Genomic DNA, 14,058 nt, shown 5'->3' with positions numbered 1-14,058 from the left:
TAAATCGTATAAATGAGCTTTCTAGAAAGGCAAAGACAATCGGATTAACTGACATTGAAAAACAAGAGCGTCATATCTTACGTCAAGAATATATTAAGTCTTTTCGTGTTCAAGTATTGGAACGGTTGAAATCCATAAAAATTGTAGATGAAAGTGGAAATGATGTTACCCCTGAAAAACTAAAGCTTTTAAAACAGCAACAAAACAGCTTATTACAATAATAGACCTATCGAGAGCAAGATGGAACTCCATCTTGCTTTCTTTCGGTCTAAAGGATTGCTACACTTTAAGGGACAAAAACTATAAAATAAGTATAACCTAAATAATTTAAATGACTTCTATACGAATAGTTATTTTGAAATAATAGAAGATAATCCACACAATTCTTCATACATGTTGTATAATGATGCGTGGCAAGCTAATATAAATGTATATGAATGCTTAGGCTAAATTGAATGAAGGGAAGAAAACTATGTCACATTCAATCGAACACTTATCTATAACAACTATTCGCACACTTGCAATCGATGCAATTGAAAAGGCGAATTCCGGACATCCAGGCATGCCAATGGGGGCTGCACCGATGGCCTATACATTGTGGACGAAATTTATGAAATTAAATCCATCCAATCCTACTTGGTTCAATCGCGATCGATTTGTATTGTCTGCTGGACATGGCTCTATGTTATTGTACAGTCTTCTGCACTTATGTGGATATGAAGTAACAATGGAAGATTTGAAAAACTTTCGTCAGTGGGGAAGCAAAACGCCAGGTCATCCTGAGTTTGGTCACACTGCTGGTGTAGATACAACAACTGGGCCTCTTGGACAAGGTATTGCAACTGCAGTTGGTATGGCAATGGCGGAACGTCACTTAGCAGCAACATATAACCGCGATTCTTATAACATTGTCGATCACTTTACATATGCTATCTGCGGAGACGGTGATCTTATGGAAGGTGTATCTTCTGAAGCATCCTCATTAGCAGCGCATCTAGAACTAGGTCGCTTAATCGTATTGTATGATTCTAATGATATTTCCTTAGATGGTGATTTGAACCATTCTTTCTCTGAAAATGTAGAAAATCGTTATAAAGCGTATGGCTGGCAGGTAATTCGCGTCGAGGACGGAAATGACCTTGAAGCAATTACAAAGGCGATAGAAGAAGCGAAAGCCGACGAAAAGCATCCTACACTTATTGAAGTTAAAACAACAATTGGTTACGGATCTCCGAACAAAGCAGGTAGCTCTGCCTCTCACGGATCTCCGCTTGGTACAGAAGAAGTAAAACTTACAAAAGAAGCATATAAATGGGTCTTTGAAGAAGATTTTCATGTACCAGAAGAAGTATACACTCATTTCCGTGCAGTAGTTAAAGAAGCTGGAGAAAAAGCGTTCGCTGAATGGAATACATTATTTGATCAATATAGCGCTGCGTATCCAGAGCTTGCAAATCAATTAAAGTCAAATATTGACGGACATCTTCCGCAAGATTGGGAAAAGAGTCTACCAACATACGAATTAGGAACTTCAAAAGCAACGCGTGCTACGTCTGGTGAAGCAATTAACGCGATTGCAAATGCTATTCCGAATTTCTTTGGTGGATCAGCTGACCTTGCTGGTAGCAATAAAACATATATGAAAAATAAGAATGATTTCAAGCGTACAGATTATAGTGGTAAAAATATTTGGTTTGGTGTTCGTGAATTTGCAATGGGTGCAGCAATGAATGGGATTGCACTTCACGGTGGGTTAAAGACGTTCGGTGGTACATTCTTCGTATTTTCTGATTACTTACGTCCCGCTATTCGTCTTGCAGCATTGATGAAACTTCCTGTAACTTATGTATTTACGCATGATAGTATTGCAGTAGGGGAAGATGGTCCTACACATGAACCGATTGAACAGCTTGCTGCTCTTCGTGCTATGCCTGGATTATCCGTGATTCGTCCAGCCGATGGAAATGAATCCATTGCTGCGTGGAAACTTGCAGTTGAATCTACAAACCGACCAACAGCCATTGTACTTAGTCGTCAAAACTTACCTGTACTACAAGGCACAAAGGAACATGCAATAGAAAATGTTGCTAAAGGTGGTTATGTTCTTTCACCTAGTCATAAAGAGGTTGCTGACATTTTGCTCCTTGCATCTGGTTCTGAAGTAAGTTTAGCAGTAAAAGCAAGTGAAGTATTACTGAAACAGGGCATATCAGCTACTGTCGTAAGTGTACCATCTTTCGATCTATTTGAAGCACAATCAAATGAGTACAAAGAATCTGTATTACCAAAGGCTGTAACAAAACGTCTTGCAATTGAAATGGGTGCATCATTTGGATGGCATCGTTATGTAGGTCTTGATGGTGACGTATTAGCTATTGATACGTTCGGAGCTTCTGCACCAGGAGAAAAAGTTATGGAAGAATACGGATTTACAGTTGAAAATGTTGTTGCAAAGGTCAAAGCGTTATTGCAAAAGTAATAAAATCTTTCTTTAGAGAGAGGGATTTTGAAGCGAAAATCAAGACATTCGACAGGTAAGAAGTTTTTTTTCTCCATCTTCAGACAATCTTTGTATTGAACATCTTATATAATGTTCAAAAAGAGATTGTCTTGGTGAGGAGGAAATGGTATGATAACGTATCACTTGTACTTAATTCAAGATGATATTGCTAGAACATATTTTGGCCGCGAACATTTGTTGTATGATTTGTTTGCTCGTTGCCATCGTACAACTTCATTTGCTAACAAGAAAATGTTGTATAAGCAAATTCAGTATATATCAGAACCGCTTCAAATGAGTCGACTTCATCATTCTGTTGAACACTCTCTTTCCTTTCATCCTCATTATAAGCGTATAAATAATCAACATATTCTTATACAGGATGAAGTTACATATGGGTCCTTATGTATAAAACGACAATTTGCACGCATTGAATCGATTGAAAATTATGAGATAGAAACAATGTTTTTTGAAATATTACGGAAAAGTGAGTACACATTCCTTGCCATGGATTTTATCCATGAAAAGTACGGATGGTTAAATCCAATTAAACAAGTACGAAGATATGTGTAACAAAAAAGTTTCATACGGGCTTGTCTAAATGAAAAGGTTTTAGTAAACTGTAACGTAGACAACATGAAGGAGGATTTACTATGTCAGTTTGGGTTTCTATTCTAGTTGGTATCCTTATTTTTGCAGCAGGTATCGCGCTAGGATTCTTCATTGCACGTCGTTATATGATGAATTATTTAAAGAAAAATCCACCGATTAATGAACAGATGCTTAAAATGATGATGGCACAAATGGGTCAAAAGCCTTCTCAGAAGAAAATTAATCAAATGATGCAATCGATGAACAAACAGATGAAATAACAACAGTAAGAGGCACTCGTTAGCGGGTGTCTTTTTGTTGTACCTTATTTAGTTAGTAAAGTAAAGCCCTTCGAAATATTGAAGGGCTTTTACTTTGTCTATAAATTGCTATTTTGCGTACAATGGAATAATATGCGGAAATATGCAGAGCATATAATGGTATACATTTTTAAAAATGCCGCTAAATGTAAATTCCATACTCTAGAATAAAAAGAAGGTGTTGTCCGATTGTATCGTAAAAATAGGAAACTGTTTAATAAACAAAAACAATTGAATACGCAACAACCTCAAGATACTGAGAAGCAAGATTTTTTATCGTCAGACTTGGATAAAAATCTACAAATTTTTAAATTTTTGTATAAAGATAGCTTTGATGTAGCTTTTCGGACATTTTTTATTGGTGGAAGGACAAAAGCGGCTCTCGTTTATATAGATGGTTTATCTAATATTGAAGAGATTGATGATAATGTACTCGCCCCACTTTTGGAAGCAGAAGGAGTAAATCATAATTTATATGAAATGGTAAAAGGGAAAATACATCTATCCAAGATGACAGAAGTCTTGACAGTTACCGATTGTGTAGCAAATCTCTCAATAGGAAATCCTATTCTTTTCGTACAACAAGAAGTACGTGGTCTTGCCTTGGGGTTACCTAAATGGGAAAAACGATCGATTGAAGAACCGTCGGCAGAAAGCGTTGTACGGGGACCACGGGAAGGGTTTGTTGAAACATTGGCAGTCAATGCTGCTCTTATAAGGCGAAAGATTAAAAACCCTGATCTCAAAATGAAAATGATGAACATCGGTCGCTATACGAATACTCAAGTTGTACTTGCTTATGTAGAAGGGCTTGCAAATCAAAATCTTATCGATGAAGTAGAAAATCGCCTGCAAGGCATTGATATAGACAGTGTATTAGAAAGTTGTTACATTGAGGAAATGATTGAAGATAATCCCTATTCTCCTTTTCCTCAGCTTATTAATACAGAACGACCTGATGTAGCCGTTGCAAATCTCTTGGAAGGTCGTGTAGTTATTTTAATAGATGGTACCCCAGTTGTATTAATTGCTCCGATTAGTTTTTTTTCTTTGCTTCAGTCAGCGGAGGACTATTATCAACGTTTTCTAGTTAGCTCAGCGATTCGCATTTTGCGTTTCACGTTTATGATAATTTCTGTTACTTTGCCTTCGCTTTATGTTGCAATTCTTACCTATCATCAAGAGATGGTACCAACGGCTTTGTTAATTAGTGCGGCTGCTTCTCGGGAAACTGTCCCCTTTCCAGCACTAGTAGAGGCATTAATGATGGAGATTACGTTTGAAGCACTAAGGGAAGCTGGAGTCAGGCTTCCAAAACAGGTAGGAGCTGCGGTTAGTATTGTCGGCGCATTAGTCATCGGCCAAGCAGCCGTGCAAGCTGGCATTGTTTCTGCTCCTATGGTTATTATTGTTGCGATTACAGGAATTTCATCGTTTATGGTTCCACATTATACGCAAGGTATTGCGTTTAGATTGTTACGGTTTCCGATTATTTTTCTTGCTGGCACACTCGGTTTATTGGGAATTATGCTGGGGATTATTACTATTATCGTCCATTTATGTTCACTACGTTCGTTTGGAGTTCCATACCTTTCTCCTATTGCTCCACTGAAAGGTCGTGAGTTGAAAGATACTTTCGTTCGGGCGCCGTGGTGGAAGATGGACACACGTCCTCATTTAACTGGGGAATTTGATTTGTATCGACAGTCACCAAATCAAAAACCGAAGCCAGATGGTAAAAAAGAAAAGTAGCGTATAACATTGGTAGGATGTGAACAAAAAATGAAGTCATTTTTATCTCTCAAAATGATGAAAAAATATTCTCCTCTTCTCTTTTTTTCGGCTAGTTTGCTGCTTACGGGTTGTTGGGACAGACAAGAAGTGAATGATACAGCACTGGTGTTAGCTACTGCCATTGATAAAGACAAAAATGAGGAAATTAAGCTTACTGTTCAAGTGTTAAATCCAAAGAAAGTAAGTGGCGGGCAGCAAGGATCTGGGGCAGCGGGAACCTCCAATGTCTTGATGAGATCAGCAACAGGGAAAAATATGGCAGATGCTATGGCAAACCTTCAAGCAAAATTTACACGCGTCCTTTTTTTGGGACACTGCAAAGCATATATTTTTGGAGAAGCATTTGCTAAAGATGGAATTAATCAGCAGATTGATTTTTTACTTCGCCAATCACAACCTCGGGAACGTGCCAATTTGTTTGTTAGCGACGGATTGGCAGCAGATATTCTGAAATCTAAGACAACGCTAGAGCTATTTGAAGGAGAAAGACTCCGTAAGTTGTCTGCACTTCATACAGGTGCCGATATTACTGTAAAAGATTTTCAACAAATGATAATTGGTGATTCAGAAGCAGCTATTTTGCCTATTATTCAAACAGTAACTTCAAAAAACGGAAAAATGCGAGAAACGGTTGATTATATTACTGGAACTGCTATTTTCAAGAAGGGAAAAATGGTTGGTCGAATCGATGACAAAGTAACGAGAGGACTGTTGTGGCTTCGAAATGAAACCGAAGTGTCTGCGATTTCAGTAGCCATTAAAGAAGGAGAAATCATGTCGATAGATCCTATTCGAGTAACGACGAAAATTCTTCCTACAATTAAAAACGGAAAATGGAAAATTTTGGTTAAAATAATATCGGAAGCTTCTGTGGTGCAAAACGGTACCCATCTTGACATTATGAGTGCCGACATTACAAAGCGTATAGAAAAAGACTTAGAACAAGTCATTAAACAACGCATTGTTCAAACTCTTTCACAGGTGAAGACGGAGATGCATATAGATGCTTTCGGTTTTGCAGATGCGTTTCACCGTAAATATCCTAAAGAATGGGAGAAAGTCAAAGATCATTGGGATGAAATTCTTCCACAAGTGGATGTGAAAATGGATATTCGAACATACGTGCGTAGACCAGGTATGTCTACTATACCGGCGGGTTTAAAAGAAAATGAGGTAAAAACGGAATGAAATGGGCAGCGATAGTAGGGATAATAGTATTAATAATTCTGATTACGTGGTATGAATGGCCTAAAATGGATAGGAAGCAGAAAAAAGAAAAAGCTGCCTTTATTACCTTAATGGCGATGGGGGGGATACTAGCCATCCTTCTTTTATTCTTTCCTGACATGCCGGGTCCTACACAAATGATAGAAACGTTATTCAAACCGTTTGGACAATTGCTTGAGAAATAATAGGATTATTGGATTTAGCAAAAAGAAGGAGATAAAAAATGATTGAGAAAGGAAAAATTTCTGCATTTCAGCTTGCACTAATGATGTATCCTGTAATAACTGCAACTGCTATTCTCGTCGTTCCATCAATAACGGGTAAGTACGCAGTACGCGATATGTGGATCTCTCCAATTTGGGGAGCACTTATCGGATTTCTCACAACGTTTATCGTATATCAATTGCATAAATACTATCCAAAAGAAACCTTCATCCAATATAGCGCACAGAATCGGTACGATTCCAGGAAAACTACTCGGATTTGTTTATTTGTTTTATTTCCTACATGATATGGGAACGATAGTAAGGGAATATGCTGATTTCATCATTAGCTCTTTTTTTCCAAAGACTCCACTGATTGTAGTACTTGGAAGTATAGTTTTAGTTTGTGGTTATGCTGTACGATGTGGCGGGGAAGTGTTAGGTAGGGCTGCCCAACTGTTTACTCCTATATTTATAATTGTTATCTTGATATTGGTTATCCTACTCTTTAAGGACGCAGAGATCAAGAATATCTTTCCAATACTGGAGCATGGTGTGATGCCATCAATTCGGGGAGCATATGCACTGCAAGCTTGGTTTTGTCAAAGTTTTTAGATATCGATGTTTCTTCTTTATGTAATGGATTCTGAAAAAGGAATGAAATGGAGTATGGTTTCAGTTCTAGTTGTGATGCTTGTTATGATTGGTCTCAATTTGCTGACTGTTTTCTTATTAGGAGGAACTTCTTTCACAACTAGTCGTAGCTATCCAATATTTGTTGTGATTCGATACATCAGTATTTCTAATTTTTTTGAACATTTGGAGGCGGTCATTATTGTCATTTGGGTGACAATAATGTTCATCAAAATTTCAGTCCTCTATTATGTTCTAGTGCTAAGTACTGCGCAGTGGATGAATCTCTCTGACTACCGGTCAATCGTACTTCCACTTGGTTTTTTGTTAACTTTACTTGGCCTGTGGGTATACCGGAATATGAAAGAATTTTCCAAATGTGCAGACGAAATTCTTCCGTTTTATATACTATTACTTTTAACGGTAATTCCAACTCTTCTCCTACTTCTGCTTATATACAAAATAAATATCGTAAAGAAAAAAGAAGTCATACTCCTATACAGTAATAAAGTATAGAGTTTGTCACGGATGATCTATTCTTTATTTAAATAATCTTAAATATTTTGTGGATATACTAAAAAGTAACGAGGTAAACAGAAAATGATTGAAAAAGGGAAAATTTCTGCTTTACAAATGACAATGTTATTATTACCATTAATACTCTCAACCGCTATTCTTACCATACCAGTCGTTACAGGAAAATATGCGCATCGTGATATGTGGATTTCGCCAATGTGGGCATCCTTTAATGGATTTTTTACAATGTTTATTGTGTACCAGTTACATAAAAAGTATCCGAAGGAGACCCTCATACAATATAGTCAACACATTGCGGGGCGATTTCTAGGAAAAATACTTGGATTTGTCTTCTTATTTTATTTTCTGTACGTAGCTAGTTTGATAGCTAGGGAATATGCGGATTTGGTTATGATAACTTTTCTTCCGAAAACCCCTATGTTTGTTGTTACTGGAAGTATGATTCTTGTATGTACTTTCGCTGTTCGAGCTGGATTGGAAGTGTTAGGAAGGTCTGCCCAAATACTTGTTTTCATCTATATGGTTACAATTTTATTATTTGTGCTGCTACTAAAAGACTTAAAAGCAGAGAATCTATTTCCAATTATGGAGCATGGTTTGCTTCCCTCAATTAGAGGAGCAGTTCAGCCATCACTTTGGTTTGGTCAAATATTCCTTGCATCCATGCTACTTCCTTTTTTGACAGATAGTAAGGTAGCGATGAAACGGAGTATATACTTAGTAATTATTTGCATGATTGCTATGGTTTATATCAATATCATCATCCTTCTATTATTTGGAGACTCAGTTACAAGTTATGCTTATCCAGTGTTTACTGCTTTCCGATACATTAGTGTTGCAACATTTTTTGAACATCTTGAATCCTTCGTAGTTGTTATTTGGGTGATGGGGGTGTTTGTCAAACTTTCCGTGTTCTTGTATGTGCTTGTTTTAGGGAGTGCGCAATGGCTACATCTATCTGACTTCAGGCCTCTTATTTTTCCATTCGGTTTTTTAATCATAATATTTAGTATATGGGCATCTCCCAATATGCAGCAACTGTCAAAATTTATAGAAACTATTATCCCCTTTATAGAATTCTCACTTTTTACATTTGTTCCATTAGTTCTGCTATGTATCGCTATCATACAGAAAAAAATAAGAAAATAGGGGAAAGGGGTACGAATTTCTCAAAAAGTCAACTCATTATTTTTGCTATTGTAAGAAAATTCTAAAAATTTACTTGTGAATTTAATTCTTCCATCGCTATGAGTAGTCGGATTATGTATAAAATCCTCCTTTTCGTTGCAAACTAAAACGAAAAGGAGGATTTTCGTAATGAAGCAAACTACTTTTTTGTTAATGAAATTTTTATCATCGGTGGTTGCTTTCTCTCTTGGGTTGGCTATCTTTTTTCCAGCAACGATAACAGAAGTGGTATCATTTAGTCTGTTTGTAACGATTGTTTCATATGTAGTAGTGGAAAACATTGTTTTACCTCGAATAGGAAATGGTCCTGCTGCAATTGTTGATTTTCTTATTACATATATGAGTGTTTGGATTTTCGGGAATGTGCTATTGGATAGTTATTTACAAATGGCTTGGGGAAGTATTATATCAGCTGTTCTCGTAACAGCTGCGTCATTACTTCTTCACCGATTATCATGGCGGGAATTACTTCGCTCTTCTCGGATGAAAGAAACTAAATTTAGCCCTTCCTATGGCACTGAGTTCAGTGAGGAGAAGACGATTCCAAAGAAGAAGGGATAGCTTAAGAAAATAGTATATGCAATAAAGTCCTTTCCGTGTTTCGAATTGGAAAGGACTTTTTAGTACCGATTAGTTTCTCGCTTTTTCATTCGTTGCAGCAATTGCCTGCTGCAATATAGAAGCAAATTGTTTTTCATATAATACGCGTAGGCCTTCTGCAGTAGATCCTCCTGGTGTAGTTACCTGTTCACGTAATGAAGCGGGATCTTGTTCTTCCCGTAGCATAGCTGCAGAGCCATATATCATTTGAATGACAAGCTGCTTTGCTTTTTCTTCTGAAATACCTAATTCTTTCGTTGTTTGTATCAGACTTTCAGCAAAATAATATACGAACGCAGGTGCACTTCCAGTTACAGCTGTTAATTGGTGAATTTCTTCCTCCGTACATTCCTCTGCCTTTCCGATGCCATGTAAAATTATCTGCAAAACTTCCCGATGATGATCCGTTGTTTTTCTACCTAAGCAATACAGTGACATGGATTCGCCTACGACTGCTGCTGTGTTTGGCATAATCCACGAAACCGGCGTTTTTGAAGGAAGCCGTTCCTCTAAGTAAGAAGGACCGATTCCAGCAGCTATTGTTATGATAAATTGATTATTAAGCACCGGTGATAATTCAGCTAACAAGGATTCGTGTGCATATGGTGGAATTGCTAATAGTATTACGTCAGCATGGTCTACTTCATTATGCCAATTCGTTGTTGTCTGCACACCATATTTTTGGTGCATTTTTAGTAGTCTGCTGCTATTTGAACGATTTGAAATAGTGATTGATTCAATATCATCTGCACTTCTTTTCAATAGTCCTGAAAAAATAGCTTCTGCCATTCGACCTGCACCGATAAATAAGATTCGTTGTTTCTTCATGTATAGTTCCCCCGTATCTAATGAACACTTGTTATGTATCTCGGTTAAAAGGAGTTATATGTACAGCTTAGCGAATACTTGGTAACCGTGCAAGAAGTAGGCTTTTGTAAAGACGGTATTCATATTATCAGGAACTTACATATATATTAAAAGACACCTTGCTTGGCAAGGCATCTTCATAGTTAGTATTTATTTACTAGAAACCGTATCCGTATCCATAACCGCCATAACCGCCATAACCGCCGCATCCCCAGCTGCAACCAATGATGATTAACAGAATGAACAATACTACGACAAGAGCAAAACCGCTATTACCATGAAAGTGACCATGATGATGATGACCAGCTTCTGTTGGTCCTACATTACCTTGTGGATGACCCATTATAACTCCTCCTTATTAAAATGAATTCGGGTAAACCCGTTTAAAACTATAATGTTATTCACTTTAACATATGCGAATCATCTCATTTGGAAGGTAGTCCATATAAAAAGGGCTTGTCCATTCTTAATAAGTAGGCAAAAATGGAGGTAGCTGTTGTTGAATAACAAGGGAATGAAGTGGATATGGAGAAATCTAGTTTACAGATTAAAATGAACAGACAATAGATTTTATAGGCATGAGAAAAGATCAATCTTCTAAACTGAATTTAAAGTTGTTGGACATGTATGAGAGGAGAGTCTGTTAGACCAAAGCGGCGAGTTACTTCTGCTACTACCTTTTGCTTTGCTAATTGTTCAGATGAAGCAACAACAGTAACTGTTTCAGATATATAGCGGTTACCTTGATGAAATGAATATTCGACAGAGAATTGAAATAACATAGTACATTCCTCCCATCCTTTTTTTGATTATATTCGACAATGGAAATAAATTTCCTTCTCGTCTTGATAATTGTCATTTCGACCTATTTCTCATTGTTGTCTATTCATCACTTTCTTTTCTTTAGTGATAAAAAATTTGCTACAATGGAATCATGTAGAAAGGGGAAAAAGTATGCAAGATATTAATATTTTTTTGGCATTCGGGGCAGGGTTTCTGTCGTTTATTTCGCCATGCTGTTTGCCTTTGTATCCCGCCTTTCTTTCTTATATTACCGGAATGTCGGTTTCGGAATTAAAGGAAGAGCAAGCCATGCTTCAAAAAAGAAGCATGCTTCATACGGCGTTTTTTCTGATTGGTTTTTCTATTGTATTTATTGCTATTGGATTTGGTACTACCTTTATTGGGCAGCTGTTTATTTCGTATCAAAATTTGATTCGTCAAATTGGTGCTCTGTTCATTGTACTGTTTGGACTCGTTATTGTAGGTGTATTTAAACCAGAATTTCTAATGAAGGATCATAAATTTACGTTTAAAAGCAGACCATCTGGGTATGCAGGTTCGCTTGTAATCGGCATTGCCTTTGCCGCTGGTTGGACTCCTTGTACGGGTCCTATCTTAGCAGGAGTAATTGCACTAGCAGCTACGAATCCGCAATTTGCAATGCTCTACATGATTTCTTACGTCCTTGGCTTTGCAATCCCATTTTTTGTCTTGTCACTGTTTCTCTCCAAACTTTCTTGGATTAAGCGAAATAGTGTGACGTTTGTTAAGATTGGTGGGTATATTATGATAGCAATGGGAGTTTTGCTATACTTTAATGGACTTACGAAGATTACAATCGCGATTACAGAGTTGTTTGGTGGATTTACCGGTTTATAAATCAAAATATATAATTGGAAAAGAGTACAACAAAGAAATATAATAGTAGTACGTTGTAACTTTGAACATAAAAGGAATGATACAAGATGAATTATGTACTTCTTTCAAGTGCTGTAGCTATTTTTATGGCGATTGCTGTCACATTTATTCGTATTAAAGCAGCTGCAAAACCTACCTCGTTGAAAAAAATCATTTTGCCGCCATTCTTTATGAGCACAGGGGCCTTGATGTATGTAGTACCGCAGTTTCGTTTAACTGGTGCTGAAATTGGAGAAGCTGTTATCGTTGGGTTAATTTTCTCTATCTTTCTAATTAAAACATCAAAGTTTGAAATTCGCGGACAAGAGATATATTTGAAGCGTTCAAGAGCGTTCATTCTTATTTTAGTTGGTCTAGTAGCCGTGCGAATTGGTTTAAAAACCTATTTAAGTCAATCTATATCTTTCGGGCAACTAAGTGGGATGTTTTTCTTGTTAGCGTTTGCTATGATTATTTCTTGGAGAGTGGCTATGTATCGCTCTTATAAAAAGTTGGCAGACGAGCTGAAGAATCAAAAAGATTTTTTAGACAATAGTGATATGAAATTAACGTAAGAAAAAGCCTCGAATTTCGAGGCTTTTTTTATAGAAATTAATATCGATTCACATTTATTTCGCAGTTGTATAGGCTGTTATATCAATATCTTTCTTTTGCAGTGTTTTTCTCAGATAAGCATGATCGCGTTTCGGTGTGGCCAGAATGTACCCGCGTATTATTACATCATGTGTAATAGCAGGTGTTTGTTCCATTAAAGCAAGCTCGCCGATTTTTGCTACAATTTTAGAACGTGCTACGTCACGAAAAAGGGAAGGAACCGGCTTCACAAGCTCTTCAAGTAGCTCCTTGGTTTTGTCATTCCATAAATGCCGAGTTTGGTCAATGTAATAAGCTTCCCAATCGAGAAGGGATAAACCATCCTCCTTTGGAAGTCGCTTTAAAAACTTTCGAAACATAAAATATCCACCGATAAACATGAGACAGAGTAAGATGACAGTCCATAACACTATAAACCAACTGAACCATCCGCTTAGCAACGATTCACCCCCGTTTTATCTACACCCTAAAATTCCATATTATGGAATTTTGGTTTATTATAAAGGATAAAGGAGAGACGTGCAATAGAATTATACAAAATAGACCTCGTCCACTTTTGATAATTGCTCTGTTTCACGTTTATATTCGACAATGAGTGTACCAACCTTTCGATTTTTATCTTGGGTTGTATAGATAGAGTAAGATCCAAAACGTTCCTTGGAAAGACCGCTAAGAATGGTAGGTAAGGTAATATAATCATGATTGTGTAAAAATTCTAATAGTTCACTCTCGAAGCTTTGTCTGTCAGAAATCGCTCTTCCTAAGCAATTATATTGAATTTGCTTCATCGTATCGTTCCATGACAATGTTGTTTGATAATCTAGCATCGTCTCACTCCTTATTGTGCAAAATGCTATGTAAAATAAGATAAAAAGAACATATGTTCTAAAATAAGTATACCCTTTTTTATTAAAGAAAGGAATAAGAAATAGAATAAAACTATCCTAGATTAGTAAGATAAAATATAATATAATATCAAAACAGCTATTACTGCCTTTACTATTATAATACTCGATAAATTACAGAAACAACTGTTGTTTATGAAAGTATAAGTAATTTGTATATACTGAATTGGTTGATTATTTTGACTATTTAAACAAGTAAACAGGCGACACAATATTTTATAGGTGTGTCGCCTGTTTACTTGTTTGTTCATATATAGTGCATATAGTGAGAACTTGTAGATTTAATTAGGCGGTGCGTCGAAACAGTCCGAGCACTTCGATTGTTTCAGTAATATTAACGAATGCCTGTGGATCTGTATGTGCAATTAAATTTTTAATTGCTACCAATTCATCCTTTG

At 36.7% G+C, this 14,058-nt stretch carries 17 protein-coding genes and 1 pseudogene; 12 read left to right on the top strand and 6 right to left on the bottom strand.

Features of this window, described 5'->3' with window-relative positions; all coding sequences use genetic code 11:
• Positions 1–8 precede the first annotated feature (8 nt).
• From AC11ZT_RS10285 to AC11ZT_RS10240, 10 genes and pseudogenes are all read left to right on the top strand, one after another.
• Positions 9–221 (top strand): DUF896 domain-containing protein, encoded by a 213-nt coding sequence (locus AC11ZT_RS10285; protein WP_484059501.1) that lies wholly within the window; start codon positions 9–11, stop codon positions 219–221.
• Between the two features lie 251 nt (positions 222–472).
• On the top strand, positions 473–2,479 hold the full coding sequence (gene tkt / locus AC11ZT_RS10280; RefSeq protein WP_484059499.1) for a transketolase: 2,007 nt from the start codon (positions 473–475) through the stop codon (positions 2,477–2,479).
• A gap of 150 nt (positions 2,480–2,629) precedes the next feature.
• Positions 2,630–3,073, top strand: coding sequence for a sporulation inhibitor of replication protein SirA (gene sirA / locus AC11ZT_RS10275; protein ID WP_484059498.1), 444 nt, complete (start codon positions 2,630–2,632; stop codon positions 3,071–3,073).
• A gap of 80 nt (positions 3,074–3,153) precedes the next feature.
• Positions 3,154–3,372, top strand: a complete 219-nt coding sequence (locus tag AC11ZT_RS10270) for a YneF family protein (RefSeq protein ID WP_379967519.1) — start codon at positions 3,154–3,156, stop codon at positions 3,370–3,372.
• A 228-nt stretch (positions 3,373–3,600) separates the two neighbouring features.
• Positions 3,601–5,163 carry a spore germination protein gene (locus AC11ZT_RS10265; RefSeq protein WP_484059497.1) on the top strand — a complete coding sequence of 521 codons (1,563 nt, stop codon included), beginning with the start codon at positions 3,601–3,603 and terminating at the stop codon, positions 5,161–5,163.
• Positions 5,164–5,193: 30 nt separating this feature from the next.
• Positions 5,194–6,393: a Ger(x)C family spore germination protein gene (locus tag AC11ZT_RS10260; protein WP_484059496.1), complete on the top strand. Its 1,200-nt coding sequence runs from the start codon at positions 5,194–5,196 to the stop codon at positions 6,391–6,393.
• Complete coding sequence (locus AC11ZT_RS10255) at positions 6,390–6,617, top strand: hypothetical protein (protein WP_379967528.1); 228 nt, start codon at positions 6,390–6,392, stop codon at positions 6,615–6,617. The genes AC11ZT_RS10260 and AC11ZT_RS10255 overlap by 4 nt, the downstream gene beginning before the upstream one ends.
• Before the next feature lie 38 nt (positions 6,618–6,655).
• Positions 6,656–7,784 (top strand): annotated as a pseudogene (locus AC11ZT_RS10250) (GerAB/ArcD/ProY family transporter).
• Between the two features lie 84 nt (positions 7,785–7,868).
• On the top strand, positions 7,869–8,954 hold the full coding sequence (locus AC11ZT_RS10245) for a GerAB/ArcD/ProY family transporter (RefSeq protein WP_379967531.1): 1,086 nt from the start codon (positions 7,869–7,871) through the stop codon (positions 8,952–8,954).
• Between the two features lie 168 nt (positions 8,955–9,122).
• A complete protein-coding gene (locus AC11ZT_RS10240; RefSeq protein WP_484059495.1) occupies positions 9,123–9,554 on the top strand; it encodes a YndM family protein in 432 nt (143 codons plus the stop codon).
• A gap of 69 nt (positions 9,555–9,623) precedes the next feature.
• Here the strand turns inward: AC11ZT_RS10240 and proC are convergent, their stop codons facing one another.
• The 3 genes from proC to AC11ZT_RS10225 form a co-directional block, all read right to left on the bottom strand.
• Positions 9,624–10,421 carry a pyrroline-5-carboxylate reductase gene (gene proC / locus AC11ZT_RS10235; RefSeq protein ID WP_484059494.1) on the bottom strand — a complete coding sequence of 266 codons (798 nt, stop codon included), beginning with the start codon at positions 10,419–10,421 and terminating at the stop codon, positions 9,624–9,626.
• A 196-nt stretch (positions 10,422–10,617) separates the two neighbouring features.
• Positions 10,618–10,803: a YjcZ family sporulation protein gene (locus tag AC11ZT_RS10230; protein WP_484059493.1), complete on the bottom strand. Its 186-nt coding sequence runs from the start codon at positions 10,801–10,803 to the stop codon at positions 10,618–10,620.
• Between the two features lie 265 nt (positions 10,804–11,068).
• A complete protein-coding gene (locus tag AC11ZT_RS10225; protein ID WP_484059492.1) occupies positions 11,069–11,242 on the bottom strand; it encodes a hypothetical protein in 174 nt (57 codons plus the stop codon).
• A 172-nt stretch (positions 11,243–11,414) separates the two neighbouring features.
• Here AC11ZT_RS10225 and AC11ZT_RS10220 point away from each other — a divergent pair, with 172 nt between their 5' ends.
• Both AC11ZT_RS10220 and AC11ZT_RS10215 read left to right on the top strand, forming a co-directional pair.
• Complete coding sequence (locus tag AC11ZT_RS10220; protein WP_484059491.1) at positions 11,415–12,122, top strand: cytochrome c biogenesis CcdA family protein; 708 nt, start codon at positions 11,415–11,417, stop codon at positions 12,120–12,122.
• A gap of 86 nt (positions 12,123–12,208) precedes the next feature.
• The gene (locus AC11ZT_RS10215; protein ID WP_484059490.1) at positions 12,209–12,715 is read left to right on the top strand and encodes a CcdC family protein; all 507 of its coding nucleotides are present in this window, start codon (positions 12,209–12,211) and stop codon (positions 12,713–12,715) included.
• Positions 12,716–12,769: 54 nt separating this feature from the next.
• Here AC11ZT_RS10215 and AC11ZT_RS10210 read toward each other — a convergent pair whose 3' ends face one another.
• From AC11ZT_RS10210 to AC11ZT_RS10200, 3 genes are all read right to left on the bottom strand, one after another.
• A complete protein-coding gene (locus tag AC11ZT_RS10210) occupies positions 12,770–13,195 on the bottom strand; it encodes a DUF2621 family protein (protein ID WP_484059489.1) in 426 nt (141 codons plus the stop codon).
• Between the two features lie 90 nt (positions 13,196–13,285).
• Positions 13,286–13,582 carry a hypothetical protein gene (locus AC11ZT_RS10205; RefSeq protein ID WP_484059488.1) on the bottom strand — a complete coding sequence of 99 codons (297 nt, stop codon included), beginning with the start codon at positions 13,580–13,582 and terminating at the stop codon, positions 13,286–13,288.
• 363 nt (positions 13,583–13,945) lie between these two features.
• Positions 13,946–14,058 (bottom strand): DUF2179 domain-containing protein (locus AC11ZT_RS10200; protein ID WP_484059500.1); only part of this gene is annotated, 113 nt, incomplete at its 5' end.

Source organism: Ectobacillus sp., from assembly GCF_056992975.1.
This window is presented reverse-complemented; position numbering and strand designations above follow the sequence as displayed.

Excerpts from the sequence above, each read along its gene's own strand:
- tkt (WP_484059499.1), top strand. The coding sequence starts at position 473 with ATGTCACATTCAATCGAACACTTATCTATAACAACTATTCGCACACTT.
- sirA (WP_484059498.1), top strand. The coding sequence starts at position 2,630 with ATGATAACGTATCACTTGTACTTAATTCAAGATGATATTGCTAGAACA.
- AC11ZT_RS10270 (WP_379967519.1), top strand. The coding sequence starts at position 3,154 with ATGTCAGTTTGGGTTTCTATTCTAGTTGGTATCCTTATTTTTGCAGCA.
- AC11ZT_RS10260 (WP_484059496.1), top strand. The coding sequence starts at position 5,194 with ATGAAGTCATTTTTATCTCTCAAAATGATGAAAAAATATTCTCCTCTT.
- AC11ZT_RS10255 (WP_379967528.1), top strand. The coding sequence starts at position 6,390 with ATGAAATGGGCAGCGATAGTAGGGATAATAGTATTAATAATTCTGATT.
- AC11ZT_RS10245 (WP_379967531.1), top strand. The coding sequence starts at position 7,869 with ATGATTGAAAAAGGGAAAATTTCTGCTTTACAAATGACAATGTTATTA.
- AC11ZT_RS10240 (WP_484059495.1), top strand. The coding sequence starts at position 9,123 with ATGAAGCAAACTACTTTTTTGTTAATGAAATTTTTATCATCGGTGGTT.
- proC (WP_484059494.1), bottom strand. The coding sequence starts at position 10,421 with ATGAAGAAACAACGAATCTTATTTATCGGTGCAGGTCGAATGGCAGAA.
- AC11ZT_RS10230 (WP_484059493.1), bottom strand. The coding sequence starts at position 10,803 with ATGGGTCATCCACAAGGTAATGTAGGACCAACAGAAGCTGGTCATCAT.
- AC11ZT_RS10225 (WP_484059492.1), bottom strand. The coding sequence starts at position 11,242 with ATGTTATTTCAATTCTCTGTCGAATATTCATTTCATCAAGGTAACCGC.
- AC11ZT_RS10220 (WP_484059491.1), top strand. The coding sequence starts at position 11,415 with ATGCAAGATATTAATATTTTTTTGGCATTCGGGGCAGGGTTTCTGTCG.
- AC11ZT_RS10215 (WP_484059490.1), top strand. The coding sequence starts at position 12,209 with ATGAATTATGTACTTCTTTCAAGTGCTGTAGCTATTTTTATGGCGATT.
- AC11ZT_RS10205 (WP_484059488.1), bottom strand. The coding sequence starts at position 13,582 with ATGCTAGATTATCAAACAACATTGTCATGGAACGATACGATGAAGCAA.